Source organism: Mesorhizobium oxytropidicola (genome assembly GCF_056174625.1).
Genome location: NZ_CM149692.1, coordinates 6,223,204 through 6,240,386, shown reverse-complemented (window position 1 = coordinate 6,240,386; position 17,183 = coordinate 6,223,204). Strand labels below are relative to the sequence as shown.

Sequence of the window (17,183 nt, the reverse complement as noted above, 5' to 3'; positions counted from 1 at the left end):
CTACTGCTGGATGGTAACCTTGCTCAGGCTGAACAGCGTGCCGGTCGGCGTCGGCACGAAGCCGGCGATGTTCTTCTGCTGGGCTGTGTAGCTGTAGGACGTGTAGAGCCAGATCCATGGCGACATCTCGGCGAGGTGCTTCTCGAACTCGGCGAAGATCGCCTTGCGCTTGGCCGGGTCGGTCTCGGCGCGGCCCTGCTGCATCTGGCTGTCCAGAGTGTCGTCGATGTAGTTCGCCACCTTCTGCAGATTGCCTGATTTGGTCCAGTAGCGGTTGTACATGGTGTAGGGGTCGGCGCGGCCGCCATTGAGCGCGATCGCCATGTCGAAATCGCCCTTCAGCCAGGCGTCGACATAGACGTTGAGCTCCATCATCTTGATGTCGAGCTTGACGCCGATTTCAGCCAGCTGCGACTGGATGACCTGGGCCTCCGCCGCCGCCGTCGGCGGCTCGCCGGTGGCGCCGATCACGGTCGCCGAAAAGCCGTCGGCAAAGCCGGCCTCGGCCATCAGCTTCTTGGCCTTTTCGACATCGCGCTTGTAGCAGAAGAGCTGGATCGGATCGGTCGCCAGCGCCGGGATGGTCAGCGGTCCGGTGACCTTGCCTTCGCCGAGCGAGGCGGTGTCCAGCACCTCCTGCCGGTCGATGGCGCAGGAGATCGCCTGGCGCACCTTGAGCTCGGTCATCGGCTTGCGCGACGGGTTGAGCTGCAGCACGTGATAGGCGAGCACGGGCACGCGGTTCAGTTGCAGGCTGGCTTCCTTCGGCACCAGCGTCGCGACCAGCGGGTCGTTGAGCAGCGCGAAATCGATCTGCTTGGTGCGCATGGCGGCCAGGATCGCCGCTTCGTCCGGCAGCACGCTGATCTCGATGCCGTCGACACCGGTCGCGCCGCCGGCCCAGTCCTTGTTGGCGCTCAAGACTTCCTTGGCGTTGGGATCCCATTTGTCGAGCTTGAACGGACCTGAGCCAACCGCCTTGGTGCCGATCGAGCCGGCCTTGATTTCGCTGGCCGGAACGATGGCAGCGTTGACGTCGCTCATAGCCGTCAGGATCGGCACGTCGGGCTGCGACAGATGGAACACGACGGTCGCCGCATCCGGCGTGTCGATGCTGGCGATCGACAGGAAGTTGGCGCGAGCGGCCGCCCCAGTCTTCTCGTCGAGGATGCGCTCGAACGAGGCCTTGACGTCGGCCGAGGTCACCGCCGTACCGTCCTGGAATTTCGCCTTGGGATCGAGCTTGAAGGTCAGTTCCTTGCCGTCCTTGGAGAATTCCCAGGATGTGGCGATTGCCGGGATGATCTGCAGGCTGGCGTCGACTCGCACCAGCGGCTCATAGATCAGTTCCAAAAGCCGCAGCGACGAAAACGCCGTCTGCTTGTGCGGATCAAGGCCGGTGGCGTCCTGCGACCAGGCCATATGCAGCGTTGCCGCCTGTGTTGAAACCGTGGCCATGCCGAGCATCGCGGCAACCGTGATGCCCGACAGCAATGTTCTTGTGAGATGCCTTGTCATTTTCGTCTCCCATTATGATTTGACTTGATGCCTTGCAGTTTCTGCCGACCGCTTCCAAGACACACATGCTTCGGAGTATCGGCCCAGTTCTATGCGGCCTTAGGCCGTCTTGTCGCTGATTGCCTTTCGCAGGAAGCCTCCGGCCTTGCCGAGGGCAGCCCGCGCCGCCTCGACATCAAGGCCAGTGATCGTCACCAGGATCGCTAGCTTCACGTCATTCCCGGTTTGCTGGAGCGCCTGTTTGGCCTGCTGCGCCGAACAGCCGGCCGTCTGCATGACGATCCTGATGGCTCTCGCGACCAGCTTCTTGTTAGACGGGTTGAGGTCGACCATCAGATTCTGAAAACTCTTGCCGATGCGGATCATCGAGGCCGTGGTCAGCATGTTGAGCACCAGCTTCTGCGCGGTTCCCGACTTCAGCCGGGTCGAGCCGGTGAGCACTTCGGGGCCGACGACCGGCGAGATGGCGATGTCGGCGATGCCGGCAATGGTCGAGGCCGGATTGCAGGACAGGGCGACCGTGGCGGCACCCACCCGTTTCGCATAGTTCAGCCCACCGATGACATAGGGCGTACGCCCGCTGACCGCGATGCCGACGACAATGTCGTCCGCTGTGAGCCCGATCTCCTGCAGCGCCTGCGCGCCCATTTTCGGATCGTCTTCGGCGCCTTCCAGCGACCGCACCAGGGCATCGGGACCGCCGGCGATCAGGCCGACAACCATGCCTTCGGGCACGCCGAAAGTGGGCGGACACTCCGAAGCATCGAGAACCCCGAGCCGGCCGCTGGTGCCGGCGCCGATATAGATCAGCCGCGCGCCTTTCTGGAAGGCAAGCACGATACGATCGACCGCGGCGGCGATTTCCGGCAGCACCTTTTCGACAGCCGCCGGAACAATCCTGTCCTCATCATTGATCTTGCGCAGCACATCGATGGTCGGCAGCAGGTCGATATCCATCGTCCGCGGGTTACGGCCTTCGGAAACCAGCAGGTCCAGCTCAGACATCAATCCTTGCTCGGTCATTCCAGTGCCTTCAAAATTCTGCTGCCCGGCATGGCTCAATGGGCGCCAGGGAACACGGACCTTGGGTCCGTCATCGCATTTTTCTTTGTTAACTTTTTAGAATTGGATATTCGTATCGTCAACAGGAGATTGGAATATTTTATTCCAACTCCCGCGAAACTTACTGTGTACAGAGCGACCGTTTGGCAAGGATGATCGCACCGGACACGGCGTCACCGTCGGCGGGCTTCAGACGGCGCCGCACATCGGGCGAAAGCCAGGGTTCGAGCGGGCTGGCGAGGCCGCCCAGCAAGGTCACGCGCGGCGCGCCTTTTTCGAACAGCACCCGCACCAGCGTGTCGATCTGCTCGGCGGCACTTTGCACGATGCGCCGTCCGGCGGGATCGCCCTGGTCGGCATGGCGCATCACCATCGGCGCCAACGCGGCGTAATCCGTGGCGCTGGCGCGGTCCATCCAGGCGACGGCCTCCATCGGGTCGCCCTCGAAGCGCTGCATCACCTCCGCCAGCAGCGCTGTCCGCTCGTGCCGGCCGTCATGGGCGCGCAGAGCCAGTTGCACGGCTTTCAGGCCAAGATCGGCGCCGCTGCCCTCATCAGAGATCGGAAAACCGTAACCGCCGACCCGCAGGTCGCGCCCCTCGGCGAAGCCAAGGCCGATCGAACCGGTGCCGGCGATGACGATGGCACCGTCCTGCCCGGAATGCGCGCCAAGGCAGGCGCCAACGCCGTCGCTGACGAAATCGATGCTGGCAAAGGGATGCGCGATTGCCCGCAACGCCTCCAGCGCACCCTTGCGGCCGATGCCGGCGAGGCCGATGCCGGCCCGGATTCGGCCGATCTCGAACGGCCCGAAGCCTGTCTCTTCGATCGCCGCGCCAAAGGCTTTGGCAATGGAAGCCCAGGCCGCGTCGATCCCGAGCCGCGTTGTCGCCGGGCCTGACAGGCCCTGTCCCAGCACGGTTCCCGCCGCATCCTCGATGCGGGCCCGGCAGCCGGTGCCGCCGCCATCGACGCCGAGGAAATAGTCCACGCCGCTCATGCGCTCAGCCGCTCGATGTCGGCGCCGCAAAGGCGCAGCTTGCGATCCAACTGCTCATAGCCGCGATCGAGATGATAGACGCGGTTGATGATCGTCTCGCCTTCGCTGACCAGCGCCGCCAACACCAGCGACACCGAGGCGCGCAGGTCGGTGGCCATGACTTGAGCGCCATGCAGTTTCTCGCCGCCGCGCACCAGCGCCATGGTGCCTTGCAGCTTGATGTTGGCGCCGAGCCGCATCAGCTCCGGCACATGCATGAAGCGGTTCTCGAAAATGGTTTCGCGCAGCAGCGATGCGCCCTCGGCGCAACACATCAGCGCCATGAACTGCGCCTGCAGGTCGGTCGGAAAACCCGGATAGGGTTCCGTCGTGAGGTCGGCGGCCTTGAGCGGCCGCTCGCGCGAGACGATGAGCCCGCGGTCGCCGGGCCAGACGCTGACGCCGGTGGCTTCCAGCAATTGCACCACCGAGGCCATATGTTCGAGCCGGGCGTGGGTGAGCTCGAGCTGGCCGCCGGTGATCGCCGCGGCGATCGCATAGGTGCCGGCCTCGATCCGGTCCGGGATGATGTCGTGCCTGGCCGCATGCCAGCCGGTGTCGCCGGCGATCAGAATGCGGTGCGTGCCGGCGCCCTCGATGCGCGCGCCCATGGCGTTGAGGCAGGCGGCGAGATCAGCCACTTCCGGTTCGCGCGCCGCGTTGAGGATCTCGGTTTCGCCCTTGGCCGTGGTCGCCGCCATCATTGCGGTTTCGGTTGCCCCGACCGACGGCGAACTGAGTACGATGCGCGTGCCGGTCAGCCCGTTCGGCGCCGAGGCGACGATGGAGCCGTTCTCGATCGCAATCCTTGCACCCAGTGCCGCGAGTGCCGCGACATGCATGTCGACCGGCCGCGCGCCGATCGCGCAGCCGCCCGGCAGCGAAACCCGGGCATGGCCGAACCGGGCGAGCAGCGGCGCCAGCACCAGCACCGTCGCGCGCATTTTGCGTACCGTGTCATAAGACGTTTCCTTCGAAACGGCAGCGCTTGTGTCGATCGTCGCGGCATGCGCCGACCGCGTCACCTCGGCGCCGTGAAGCCGCACCACGCCGAGCATGTTTTCGACGTCGGTTACATCTGGCAGATTGGTCAGTTCGAGCGGGTAGGGGCTGAGCAGGGCAGCCGCGATCTGCGGCAGAGCGGCGTTCTTGGCGCCTGAAATGGTGACCGCGCCTTCCAGTCTTCGTCCGCCGACGATCCGCAATCTGTCCATGGCTGAACCCTTGTATGGCGAAAGCCGGGCGGCGGTCTCTCCGGAAGACCTTCTCGATTCCCGAACCTGGCCGATCCGAGAATTAATTCTGCGTTCTTGGCTGTCAATCGAAATTGGAATATTTTATTCCTCCAAGCACCGCAGCGCTCCAGAGGGTTCATGTCCGTTCTCAAGCAGATCCATGCGAAGCTCGACGGCATGGCGCCCGGCGATCGCGAGATCGGCCAGTACATCGTCGACAATCCCGACCAGATGCTGCGGCTGTCGACGGCAGCGCTTGCGGCCGAGATCGGCCGCAGCCAGTCGAGTGTGGTCAAGTTCAGCCAGAAACTCGGCTATGCCAGCTACCAGGAGCTCAAGCTCGCCGTCAGCGAGGCCAAGGCGCAGGACTGGCAGGTGCCGGCCGGCGTTATCCACGGCTCGATCGAGGTCGGTGACAACTATCCGGTCATCCTGAAGAAGCTGATCGGCAGCAAGCTGCTGTCGATGCAGCAGACCGTCGCCGCCAACACCGAGCGCATCATCGGCCGCACGCTGGAACTGCTCGACGGCGCGCGCCGCATCCATCTGGTCGGCGTCGGCGCCTCCTCGCTGGTGGCGCGCGACTTCTCCTACAAGCTGATGAAGCTCGGCCGCAACGTGCTGCATGACAGCGACAGCCATATCCAGATGGCCAATGCCGCGACGCTCGGGCCTGGCGACGTGCTGTTCGCGCTCTCCTATTCCGGCGCCAGCATCGAAACCTTGCGCATCGCCGAGCTTGCCCGCAAGCGCGGCACGATGGTGATCGCCGTCACCGGCCTGCACGACAATCCGCTGAGCCGCGTCGCCGACATCCGCCTCTACACCATCGCCGATGAAGAGCGCGCGCGCTCCTCCTCCATCACCGCGCGCGACGCACAGCTGACGCTGACCGATTTGCTGTTCATCCTTTTGGTGCAGAGGCAGCCGGACGCCAACGACTATGTCCACAACAGCGAGATGGCGGTCTCCGTGCTGAAGGCCGAGCGGTCCTCGTAGGCGTAAGCCGCCTGTAGGGCCGCCGGCGGGTTCGGCAAGCTGCGATTAGGTGGGTGGCTACCAGCTCGTGTGCACCTTCAGCTTGAACGAACGGCCTTCGCCGTAGGAGCAGGTCAGCGTCGTCTGACAACTGGCGACATAGGTCTTGTTGAACAGATTGGTGACGTTGAGATCGACGCCCCAATTCTCCTTCTCGTAGCCGAGTTTCAGGTCGGCGAGCGTGACGGCCGGCACCTTCGCCGTGTTCTCGTTGTCGGCCCATGAGGAGCCGATATAGCGCAGACCGCCGCCAATCGAGATGCCGTCATACCAGTCACCACGGAATGTGTAGTCGGCGGAGGCCGAGGCCATCACTTCCGGTACGATGAAGGGCGTCTTGCCAATCAGCGCCGGGTTGGCATCCTTCGTGATTTCGAGATTGTAGGCGGTGAATGCGCCCGTAATCCGGAAATCATCCGTCATATTCACCTTGCCTTCGAGTTCGACGCCGCGTGAGCGCACTTCCCCGGTCTGCATCTGTGTGAAGAGCGTGACGTTCGAGGGCACGTTCTGGCGCGTCAGGTCAAACAAGGACAGGGTGAACAAGGCATCGATGAAGGTCGGCACATATTTCACGCCGACTTCATATTGCGTGCCTTCTTCCGGCCTGAACAGATTGCCCATCGCGTCCGTACCGATGATCGGATTGAAGAAAGTGGCGATGCTGGCATAAGGGGTTACGCCGTTGGCGAACTCATAGGCGAGGCCGGCACGGCCGGAGAAATCGCCTACCGTGCTGCTCTGCGTGCTGGAGCTCGCCGAGTAGAAGGTCGGACGATTATCGGCGTCGAGCCAGCCACGGTCGTAGCGGCCATTCAGCGTCACCAGCCAGCCATCGCCAAAACGCAGCTGATCCTGCGCATAGAAGCCAAGCTGCTTCTGCGTCAGGTTCTGGTTGAGGTAGCTGACGCGTGGCGTCAGCGGCGACCCGTATACCGGATGGAAGGCATCAATGGGATTGTCGTAGTTGGGATCGTAGAGGCCAGAGGACTGTACCTGATCGATGTTGTAGTATTTGAAGTCCAGACCGGCGAGGATCGTGTGCTCGATTGGACCGGTCGTCACCTTGCCTTCGATCTGGTTGTCGAGAAGGAAGGTCTTTGCCGTGGTGTCGTGGTCGAAATTTATTCGCGCCAGGTCGGTAGGCCCGCCGGTGAGCGACCAGCCGTTCGGATAGACACTGACCTCATCGATATCGGCGGCGGTGAAGCGGGCGTTGGAACGCGCGGTCCAGTCATTGTCGAAATCGTGTTCGAACTCATAACCGATCGAGCCTTGTTCACGCTTGTAGAGATCGATGCTTGGTTCGGTGAAATTCGCATCGGGGTCGATGCGGCCGTAGTTCACCCCACCGGCAATGTGGTCCGTCACCGTGCCGTCATAGGGCAGGAAGCTGCCGCCATTATGGTTCTCGTCGATGTGGCTGTAGTTGGCCAGGATGGTCAGCGTGGTTGCTTCGTCCGGCTTCCACGTAATGCTGGGCGAGATGAAGCCGCGCCAGCCGTTCTGCAGGTCGCTGTAGGTGTCGCCGCCGGCGACCTTGCCATTGATGCGGTAGCTGACCGTGTTGTTGCTGGCCACGTCGCCGACGTCGAAGCCGAGATAGACATTGCCGGCATCGTTGACGCCGGTTTCGACATAGCGCTTGCGTTCGAACTCGGGCCGCTTGCTGACATAGTTGACCAGTCCGCCGGGGTTGCTGCCGCCATAGAGCACTGAGGCCGGGCCCTTCAGCACCTCGATGCGCTCAAGGCCGAAACTGTCGACATAGAAGCCGCCGAAGCCGTAGCTGAACAGCTGCAGGCCATCCATGTAGGTGCCGGTAGCGGTCGCCTGGAAACCGCGGATCAACAGCCAGTTGGTGTCGCTGTCCGGGCCGAAGGGCTGGGCGAAGACGCCGGCCGTGTAGCGCAAGGCCTCGTCCACCTTCTGCGCGCCCTGGTCGTCGATCTCCTGCCGGCCGACGACAGAGACGGATTGCGGGATGTCCTTGATGTCGGTTGCCGTCTTCGAGCCTGTCGTGGTCTTCTTGGCGACGACACCTTCGACCGGCCCGGTCGCGCTGCCGCCAGCCTCACCCTCGACCACCACCGGCTCAAGCTGGGTGCTGGTTTGCACGGCCTGCGCGAAGGCGGCCATCGGCGTGATCATTGCGACAGTGGCGACACTGGCCGCCAGAAGCGCCTTCCTTCGGTAAAGTCTGCTCATCAGGAAAGTCCCCGCCTGTCGTCGTTGAGATACTTGATCATTTATCTCAACTTATCCGCGGGTCATTGGACGGATTTGGGCGGCTTGTCCATTCTTGTCCAAACGAGGGACATCGCGGCGTCATGTTGCGGAAATGTCACTGGTGGTCGGCACTTTTCATCCAGGCGCCGGGTGTCACGCCGACCACCGATTTGAACACCCGCGTCAGATGCGCCTGGTCGAAGAAGCCGGTCGCCTCGGCGATGTCGGCAAGCGAGGCAGCGTCATTCGCCATCATCGCCTTGGCCCTGTTGACCCGCGCCTGCATCTGCCAGCGGTGCGGCGGCACGCCCGTTGCCGCCTTGAAGGCATGGCTCATCGCGGTCTCGGACAGGCCGGTCAGCGCGGCGAGATCGGCAAGCCGGATCCTGTCCAGGCAGTGCGCGTCGATATAGTCGGTGACGAGGCGCAGCTTGCGGCGCGACAGCGGTGACCGACGCCTGGCGACATCCGGCGGGTCGATCTGGAAAAGGCTGGCGAACAAGGCATTGAGCAGGCCCTCGCCATAGAGATCATGCAGCGGCTGGTCGCTGCCGCATTCGGCGGCGATCAGGCCGGCCAGCATGGCGACGCGGTCGTCGCGAAACTGGAAGCGCGACATCTGTAAGGCCTCACGATCGAGGCTGCGGCCGAAGCGCCGCGTCAGCGTCGCCACGTCGAAATGCAAATCGAGATGTCGGATGCGGCGCAAACCCTCGACCCGGCCACGGATCGGCACACCGGCCGGAATGTAGGCCATGGAGAGGGGGCCGTCGTGGCGCGATACTTCGCCTTTGGCGCCTTCGACGAAGAAGGCGCCGCCGCCATCCACATCGAGCGCCACAAACAGCCGGGGATCGGGAGAGACATAGTAACCCTCGGCCCGGTCACCGCACGAGACATCCCAGAGGTCGGCGACCACGCCGTCCCATAGATGCCATTTCAGGTCGCCGATGACCGAAAAGCCCTCGATCCGGCTTTCCATGCGTGCAACGAAGGTCAAGTCCTGTCTGTCTCCGAGGATAATACATGATAAAAATAATCATGTTTATGCCCGGTTGAGGATCGCATCGCAAGCCCCATGCTTCTGCGGTCGATCAAGGGGCGTGCGGAACCGATATCCCCGGTCAGTTGGGATTAGACACTTTCGAGATAGGTCTCGATCTCGAAATCGCTGACGTTGAGGGCGAAGGTGTTCAGTTCCTGGCGTTTGCAGGCAACAAAGGAGTCGCGCAGAATCCCGGGAAAATCTCCGCCACATGCGTTCCGCTTTCGAAGGTGGCGATGGCGGAGGCCCAGTCCGGCGGCAGCTTGGCTGGTGCCGCGCCTTGTCCGTCATTCCCGGTCGGCTCGCCCGGCGACATCTGCCTTTCGATGCCGATCAGCGCGGCGCCCAATATGGCGGCCAGCACCAGATAGGGATTGGCGTCCGCTCCCGACACGCGGTGCTCGATGCGGCGCGCGGCGGTCGGGCCGCCGGGAATGCGGATCGCGACCATGCGGTTCTCGTAACCCCAGGCGACCGCGGTCGGCGCATAGGAGCGCGGGCGAAGCCTGCGGTAGGAATTGAAGTGCGGCGCAAACACCAGCGTGCTTTCGGCCATCGCCGCCAGCAGCCCGCCGACCGCGTGGCGCATGATTTCCGAGCCCTGATCGGTGCCGTCGTCGAACACGTTGCGCCCTTCGGCGTCGATAAGGCTGAAATGGACGTGAAAGCCGTTGCCGGCCCGATCGCCATAGGGCTTGGCCATGAAGCAGGCGGCAAAGCCGTGCTTGCGGGCGATGCCCTTCACCGTGCGCTTGAACAGCACCGCATCGTCGGCGGCCCGCAAGGCGTCGGCGACATGGTTCAGGTTGATTTCGAACTGGCCGACGCCATTTTCGGCAATCGCCGTATCGACGGGAATGCCTTGTGCCCGGCAGGCTTCGTAGACGTCATGGATGAAGGCCTCGAAATCGTCGATCTCGTCGATCGACAGCGCCGCATCGGAATCGAGGCGCCGCCCGGTGACCGGCGAGACAGGCCCCACCGGCCGCTGCGATTGCGGATCGACCAGGTAGAATTCAAGTTCGGTCGCCGCGACCGGGGTCAAGCCGAGCGCCTTGTAGCGGTCGAGGATGCGGGCCAGCGCCCGCCGGGGATCGCCGAGATAGGGTGCGCCGCTTTCATCGGCGAGCCAGAGCGGGACGAGTGCCGTCGGATGCGCCGTCCAGTCCACCGGCAGAATGCCGCGTCCCGTCCATTGGCAGAGGCCATCGGCATCGCCGGTCGAGAAAACCAGCGTGTTGCCTTCGATATCCTCGCCCCAGATGTCGAGCCCGATCAGCGAATAGGGCATGCGCAGCTTGCCTTCCAGCGCCTTGCGAGCCTGCTCGACGGGTATGCGTTTTCCCCGCATGACGCCATTAAGGTCGCACACAGCCGCCCTCAGACTCTGTATGTCGCTTCTGCTTTCAAGCCAGCTCAAAACGTCCGCAATTGCATCGCTCAATTTCAAAACCTCTGGTTTTCGAAGGTGCCTCAGCCTGATCGGCCGCACTGTCCCTGGTAAAAAATGCTTGTGAGTTTTCGGGAAACTTATCCGACTGTTGTCGGATATTTTTCCTTATTTTTTCAAGTCACTAACTGGGATATCGGGAGGCATTTCAAAACCAATTGCGCGATCTGCGATCGCAACATAGAGGCAAGAAGATGGAAAGCCAAGGGGCATTCGGCGTGCCGGCTCGCCGCAGGGCAGGTGCGACCGGCCTTAGGGTCGAACGACTGTCGCCCGGCAACCCTAGCTTCTTGCGTCCGGAAATCTGGCCTGCCGCAGGATGTGTGCAGCGCCTTCTTCGATGTCGCGCACGATGGCCCCGCGGGCGCGCGCCGCGTCCTGCGCCTCGATCGCGGCGACGACTTCCTCGTGATAGTCGATGTCGAGGATGGAGGAGAGGTCGTCCTCGAAGCCCATGGCGAGATTCCTGAGGAAGGGGCCAACCTGCATCCACACGGTCTCGATCAGGAAGATCATCTGCTCGTTGCCGCAATGGCGGTAGATCGAGAATTTGAAGGCGTAATTTTTCCTCAGATAATCGTCGATATCGCCCTGGCGCGCCGCCAGGGTCAATTCGGTGCTGTGGCGCCGGATCGTCCGCAGATTGTTGCCGTTGATGCGTTTTGTCGCGAGCTCTGTCGCCGAACCTTCGAGGATCGTTCGCACGGCGGTCAGTTGCGAGAATCGGTCGGCCGAAATGACGGGCACCTCGACGCTGCCGTTCGGCATCGGGCTCAGCGCCCGCAGCGCCTGCAACCGCATGAAGGCGCTGCGCACCGGCATGTCGCTGGTGCCGAGTTCCTTGGCGAGCTTGCGCGAGGTCAGCTTCTGCCCGGGCGTTAACTGGCCGGACATCAGGGCCCGCACAAGCTCCAGATAGACCTTCTCATGCAGGGGCACGCTGTCGACGGCGCTCAACCCGAATTGTGTTCTGTCGGCCATGGTCGGGGGCGCTACTTCATTCGTTCTGAGATCTGGCCTGACGACCACGGACAATCACGATCGGGCCGATCATGGCGGGAGGCCGAAGCCTGCGGTTTATTGGACCATGATAGACGCTTCAATCCTTGCACGGCAAGACTTGGCGCGTTGCCACCAGGCCTCGGAATTCGGCTCGCCGCAGCGCTCACCGTGACGCCCGGATTGCCGGGTTTTTCGGCCTGGCTTGCAGGCGCGCGGCATCGCGGGCGCCGTCTGCAATATCGTCATCACAAATCTTGAGCTTGCGCGCACTTGCACGTCCGGCCGCTCTCTGGCTTTTTGGGGCACCCATCCGAACGGACTGATTCGCGTCATGCCGCTCGATTGCAATGTCCTAGAGGCAGTCTGCTCGTGGGTCGTGAAGCGCGCGCAATTGGCGAAGGAGAAGCAGGCATGGCCGAGTTCAAGAAGCCGGAAATCTCCGAGATGAGACCCAAGATCACCGTTATCGGCGTCGGTGGCGGTGGCGGCAACGCCATCAACAACATGATCACGGAGCAGCTTCAGGGAACCGAATTCATCGCCGCCAACACCGATGCGCAGGCGCTGACCATGTCGAAGGCGACGCGGCTGATCCAGCTTGGCGCCCACGTGACCGAAGGCCTTGGCGCCGGTTCGCTGCCGGAGATCGGCCGTGCCGCGGCCGAGGAATCGCTCGACGAGATCATGGATCATCTGGCCGGCACGCATATGTGCTTCGTCACCGCCGGCATGGGCGGCGGCACCGGCACCGGCGCAGCCCCAATCATTGCGCAAGCGGCGCGCAAGGCCGGCATCCTGACGGTGGGCGTCGTCACCAAGCCTTTCACCTTCGAGGGCAGGCGCCGCATGCAGATGGCCGAGGAGGGCATCGAGCGTCTGCGCGAGGCCGCCGACACGGTGATCGTCATTCCGAACCAGAACCTGTTCCGCATCGCCGATGCCAAGACCACCTTCGCCGACGCTTTCGTCATCGCCGACCGGGTGCTTTATTCCGGCGTCAGCTGCATCACCGACCTCATCGTCAAGGAAGGCCTGATCAATCTCGACTTCGCCGACGTCAAATCGGTCATGCGCGGCATGGGCCGCGCCATGATGGGAACCGGCGAGGCCTCGGGCGAAAGCCGGGCGATGAAGGCCGCGGAAGCCGCGATCGCCAACCCGCTGCTCGATGAAGTGTCGATGAAGGGCGCCAAGGGCGTGCTGGTCTCGATATCGGGCGGTCGCGACATGACCCTGTTCGAGGTCGACGAGGCCGCCACCCGCATCCGTGAAGAAGTCTACGAGGACGCCGACATCATCGTCGGCGCCATCTTCGACAAGAGTATGGAAGGCCGCTTCAGGGTTTCGGTGGTGGCGACCGGTCTCGATAGGGCGATCGCCGATGCCGATGCCGGCATCGCGCATGACCGTGCTGTCCAGTCGCCATTGCGGACGCTGCAGTAAGCCATATCCGTCGCACAAGCATCCTCCCGGGAGACATCACCGAAAGACAGCTGTCTGCCTGCGGGCCAGATCGGCCGGCGCAATTATTGCAGTCGGCTGTATCGACCTCTATCCCTCTGCTGCTACAAGAATCCGTCACATCAGGCCATCTATACTGGCAGTGGGCGTTTGTTCGAGCGACGAGAGGCGCGGCTTGGAATTTGACTTGAAAACCATCGAAGCGCTCGCGCCTGATCAGGCGTCGTTGAGCTCCGCTTCCAAGTTGACCAAGCAATCGAACTGGCCCCGGCTCGAAAAGAACGAACAGCTGGCGCTTATCTGGGGCGAATGCCAGGGCTCCGGCTCCAATCCCTATCGCGTCGTCGTCGACACCGGTGACCACGGCTACAAATGCACCTGTCCGTCGCGAAAGTTCCCCTGCAAGCACACATTGGCGCTGATGTGGATCGCTGCCACCGCGCCGGCGAGTTTCACCGCCGCCGGCTCGACGCCGGAATGGGTGAACGATTGGCTCGGCCATCGCCGGAAGATCACCTCGCAGCCGGCTGCACCGGCGCTTGGTGCGGGAGGCAAGAGCATTGGCGAGGCCGCGCGCGACGATGAAAACGCTGCTGTCGAGGATGCCGCCGCGATCGAGCGCCGCGAGGCCGCGCAGCGCAAGCGCGCCGAGGATACGCGGTCCTCGGTCTCGGCGGCATTGGACGAACTCGATCAATGGATATCGGATCAGTTGCGGCTCGGCCTTGCCGGCTTTGTCGACAACAGCAGCGATCGTTGCCGCCGTATCGCGGCACGGCTGGTCGACATGAAGGCGACGGCACTCGCCGGCCGCATCGACGAGATTCCGTCACGGCTGATGGGTCTGCGCAGCGAGGAGCGGCCGGACGCGGCGATCCGCGAACTCGGCAAGCTTGTGCTGCTGGCCAAGGCCTGGCGCTCGACGCCTGACGATGCCGAACTGAGACGGCTGGTGTCGACCTCGGAAAGCCGCGAGCAGGTGCTCGCCAATTCCGACGCGATCCAGGTCGAAAGCGTCTGGGAGGTGCTTGGCGAGAAGATCGAGACGCGCCGTGACGGTCTTGTCAGCCATTCAACCTGGCTGCTCGATCTGAAGAGCGCGGCCCCGCAATTTGCTCTCCTGCTCGACTATTTCCCGGCCTCTGCCGGCCGCCGGTCGAACGCCTTCACGCCGGGCGATCGCTTCGACGCGAGGCTGGTCTTTTATCCGGCGCGCCAGCCGCTGCGGGCGCTGGTGGTGGAGCGCAAGGGCGATGTTTCGTCAGGGCAATGGCCGGATTTCGGCTTTGACGCGGTCGATCCGCTGGCGGCCCATGTCGCCCACCAGGACACAGCCCCCTGGCTCACCGATAGTCCGGTCATGCTGCCGCCCGGCGCGATCCTGCTGGACGATCGCGGCGATGCCTGGTGGCAGTCGGCCGATGATCCGCACGGCATCGCCTTGCCGATCGCCGATACCGTCAGCCCAACATTGCTTGGGTTGGACCTCGCGGCGACAGCAGCGCTCTGGAGCGGCAGCCGGCTTCACCTTCTTGCGGCGCAAAGCGGCTTCGGGAGGCTTGATCTGTCGTGAACGAGATCGAGCAGACGGGTCTCGCGACCATGCGCGACTGCTGGATCACCGGCGGAACCAGCTTCGACCTGGCTCCGGTCGGTTGGAAGGAGATCGCAGGCAGTGCTAATCCCGATGAGCGTGAGCGCCGATTGCTGGCGATTGCGGCGCAAGCCCTCGAAATCGCCTTGCGGCCGGCCGCGCCAAAGACGCTGAAGCGGCGCCCGCCGCTGCCCGAGCTTGCCTTGCCGATGCTGCCGGAGCGGTTGCGGCCGCTGTTTCGGGCGGCTCTGAAACAGGCCGCCGACGCAAGGGGCAAGTCGCGCGTGGTGGCTCTCGTCGCCAGCCGTGGCTTCGTGCTCCATCCGATGGACTGGATGCCGGCCGCGTCGGATCAGACCAGTCCGGATGTCTATGCGCCGTGGGTCGACTGGCAGGCGGGGGTGGACGGCGAAAAACACACGAGACGGGAGCAACTGACGGCTGAGAACTGGGACGATTTCTATCCCGCCGCACGCCGCACGGCGCTGGCCGATATGCGCCGCACCGCGCCGGCTGCGGCGCGGCAGCTGATCGAGACCAGGGGATCAAGCGAGCCGGCGGAGGTCAGGCTTGCGCTCATCGCGCTCATGCATTTCGGCCTGGGCGCCGACGACGTGCCGTTCCTGAAAAGCCTGTCCGCCGACCGCTCCGGCAAGGTGCGCGAATTGGCCGGCCGGCTGCTGGCGCGGTTGGGAGAGCATGGCCAGCCAGGCGATGGCGGGCCGGAAGACCCGATAGCCGAACTCGCCGCCTTCATCACGGAAGGCAAATCCGGCTTCATCCGCCGCCGCACCACCTACGCGCCGGCAAAGCTGAAATCCCCGGCACAGGAACGGCGCCGCGCCGAACTGTTCGAAACCTGTAACCTGGTCGATCTTGCTGCCCGCTTCGGCGTCACCGAATCCGACTTCATCGGCGCATGGCAGTTCGGCGCCGACAACAATGTCGATATCCTTGTCGCTCGCATGGTCGCAGCGTCGGGCAGCGATGCGGCGGTCGCGCACATGGCCGACACGCTTGTCGCCGAGGGCGGCAAACCGGCGCTTTTCGTCCTCCATTTGATGCCGCGTCTGGACAGTCGCAGGCAACGTGTCCTGGTCAAACTGATCCTGAAGGACATGCAATATCTTGGCGCGCTCAGCCTCGCCGAGGGCGTCGAAGCAGGCTGGCTGGACTGGACCGACCTGACCAACGGCAAGACGCTGCCGGCGCTGCGCGCCGCTGTCGCGGGAAACGACGACGCCGTGAAGCGCGGCGTCGACCAGTTTCTGGAAACGCTGGGCTTTCTCGCCACCGCCGCGGCGGCGGAAAAATTGATCGGCGATGTCGTCGCGGCCGGCATGGCGCCGGCAGCACCGTCGCTTGGTCTTCTGCGCCTCAACGCATCCCTGACCGGCCCTTGAATGAACATGATCAATCCGGAGAACAGCAAATGAACGCAGCCATCCGTCTTCCGGTCGAGCAGGCCTACGCGGCCGAATTGCAGGCCCTCGCGCGCAACGACGACAGGCAAAGACCCGCCGGCTGGAGCCTGTCGCCAAAGGCGGTGCTGACCTATCTGCTTGGCGGAAAGGCTGACGACGGCACGCTGATAACGCCCAAGATGTCGGCCGTCGCCGGCTGATGGAAACGGCGGTGGCGACGCTCGCCACCGACCGAGCGTTGTTGCTGCTCGGTGTTCCCGGCACCGCCAAATCCTGGGTGTCGGAGCATCTAGCCGCCGCCATCATGGGCGACTCGACGCTGATCGTGCAGTGCACGGCCGGCACCGACGAGAACCAGGTCCGCTATGGCTGGAATTACGCGCAGCTTCTGGCCAAGGGCCCAAGCCAGGAGGCGCTGGTGCCGACGCCGCTCTACCGCGCCATGCAGGACGGCAAGCTCTGCCGCCTCGAGGAACTGACGCGCATGGGGTCGGATGTGCAGGACACGCTGATCACGGTGCTGTCGGAAAGATGATGCCGATCCCCGAACTCAACACCTCGATCTATGCGCAGCGCGGCTTCAACATCATCGCCACCGCCAACAACCGCGACAAGGGCGTCAACGAATTGTCCTCGGCGTTGAAACGCCGCTTCAATGTCGTCGTGCTGCCTTTGCCCGAAGACATGGCGGAGGAAGTGGCGATCGTCTCCAAGCGGGTCGGCGAGATGGCCGGCGGCCTCGACCTGCCGGTGCCAAAAATGTCGGCGAGGAGATTGCCCGCGTGCTGACCATTTTCCGCGAATTGCGCTCTGGTGCAACGGCGGACGGCAAGGTGACGTTGAAGACGCCGTCCGGTTCACTGTCCACGGCAGAAGCGATTGCAACCATGGTCGGCGGCCTCAGCCAGGCCGCCTGGTTCGACAGCGGCAAGCTCGGTGCTGAAGGCCTTGCCGCCAGCCTTGTCGGCGCGATCGTCAAGGATCCGGTGCAGGACAAGCTGGTGCTGGAGGAATATCTGGAAACCGTGCTCAAGAAGCGGCCCGATTATGCTGGCTACTACGCTGCCTTGAACGCCGCGATCTGAC

11 protein-coding genes and 2 pseudogenes are annotated in these 17,183 nt (G+C 63.6%); 5 read left to right on the top strand and 8 right to left on the bottom strand.

The window, feature by feature from the left end; all coding sequences use genetic code 11:
• The 4 genes from AC0V8S_RS31315 to murA form a co-directional block, all read right to left on the bottom strand.
• Positions 1-1,518: an ABC transporter substrate-binding protein gene (locus AC0V8S_RS31315; RefSeq protein WP_183457106.1), complete on the bottom strand. Its 1,518-nt coding sequence runs from the start codon at positions 1,516-1,518 to the stop codon at positions 1-3.
• A 99-nt stretch (positions 1,519-1,617) separates the two neighbouring features.
• Positions 1,618-2,541 (bottom strand): N-acetylmuramic acid 6-phosphate etherase, encoded by a 924-nt coding sequence (gene murQ / locus AC0V8S_RS31310; protein WP_475435353.1) that lies wholly within the window; start codon positions 2,539-2,541, stop codon positions 1,618-1,620.
• Between the two features lie 160 nt (positions 2,542-2,701).
• Entirely contained in the window at positions 2,702-3,580 is an 879-nt protein-coding gene (locus AC0V8S_RS31305; RefSeq protein WP_183457110.1) for a glucosamine kinase nucleotide-binding domain-containing protein, read from the bottom strand.
• Positions 3,577-4,833: a UDP-N-acetylglucosamine 1-carboxyvinyltransferase gene (gene murA / locus AC0V8S_RS31300; RefSeq protein ID WP_475435351.1), complete on the bottom strand. Its 1,257-nt coding sequence runs from the start codon at positions 4,831-4,833 to the stop codon at positions 3,577-3,579. Before murA ends, AC0V8S_RS31305 begins: the two co-directional genes overlap by 4 nt.
• A 159-nt stretch (positions 4,834-4,992) precedes the next feature.
• On the opposite strand from murA, the gene AC0V8S_RS31295 reads away from it, so the two are divergent.
• Positions 4,993-5,853: a MurR/RpiR family transcriptional regulator gene (locus tag AC0V8S_RS31295; protein ID WP_183457114.1), complete on the top strand. Its 861-nt coding sequence runs from the start codon at positions 4,993-4,995 to the stop codon at positions 5,851-5,853.
• Between the two features lie 57 nt (positions 5,854-5,910).
• Here the strand turns inward: AC0V8S_RS31295 and AC0V8S_RS31290 are convergent, their stop codons facing one another.
• The 4 genes and pseudogenes from AC0V8S_RS31290 to AC0V8S_RS31275 form a co-directional block, all read right to left on the bottom strand.
• Positions 5,911-8,100 carry a TonB-dependent siderophore receptor gene (locus tag AC0V8S_RS31290; protein ID WP_183457116.1) on the bottom strand — a complete coding sequence of 730 codons (2,190 nt, stop codon included), beginning with the start codon at positions 8,098-8,100 and terminating at the stop codon, positions 5,911-5,913.
• A gap of 136 nt (positions 8,101-8,236) precedes the next feature.
• Positions 8,237-9,121 carry a helix-turn-helix domain-containing protein gene (locus tag AC0V8S_RS31285; protein ID WP_475435349.1) on the bottom strand — a complete coding sequence of 295 codons (885 nt, stop codon included), beginning with the start codon at positions 9,119-9,121 and terminating at the stop codon, positions 8,237-8,239.
• Between the two features lie 134 nt (positions 9,122-9,255).
• A pseudogene (locus AC0V8S_RS31280) lies at positions 9,256-10,610 on the bottom strand (glutamine synthetase family protein).
• Between the two features lie 288 nt (positions 10,611-10,898).
• A complete protein-coding gene (locus AC0V8S_RS31275; protein ID WP_475435347.1) occupies positions 10,899-11,597 on the bottom strand; it encodes a GntR family transcriptional regulator in 699 nt (232 codons plus the stop codon).
• Positions 11,598-12,029: 432 nt separating this feature from the next.
• Here AC0V8S_RS31275 and ftsZ point away from each other — a divergent pair, with 432 nt between their 5' ends.
• The 4 genes and pseudogenes from ftsZ to AC0V8S_RS31255 all read left to right on the top strand — a co-directional run bounded on the left by ftsZ (position 12,030) and on the right by AC0V8S_RS31255 (position 17,182).
• Complete coding sequence (gene ftsZ, locus AC0V8S_RS31270; RefSeq protein ID WP_475435345.1) at positions 12,030-13,061, top strand: cell division protein FtsZ; 1,032 nt, start codon at positions 12,030-12,032, stop codon at positions 13,059-13,061.
• A 205-nt stretch (positions 13,062-13,266) separates the two neighbouring features.
• The gene (locus tag AC0V8S_RS31265) at positions 13,267-14,652 is read left to right on the top strand and encodes an SWIM zinc finger family protein (RefSeq protein WP_475435344.1); all 1,386 of its coding nucleotides are present in this window, start codon (positions 13,267-13,269) and stop codon (positions 14,650-14,652) included.
• Positions 14,649-16,076 (top strand): DUF5691 domain-containing protein, encoded by a 1,428-nt coding sequence (locus tag AC0V8S_RS31260; RefSeq protein WP_475435342.1) that lies wholly within the window; start codon positions 14,649-14,651, stop codon positions 16,074-16,076. Before AC0V8S_RS31265 ends, AC0V8S_RS31260 begins: the two co-directional genes overlap by 4 nt.
• A gap of 29 nt (positions 16,077-16,105) precedes the next feature.
• Positions 16,106-17,182: pseudogene (locus AC0V8S_RS31255) on the top strand (ATP-binding protein).
• The last annotated feature ends 1 nt before the right edge of the window (position 17,183 follow it).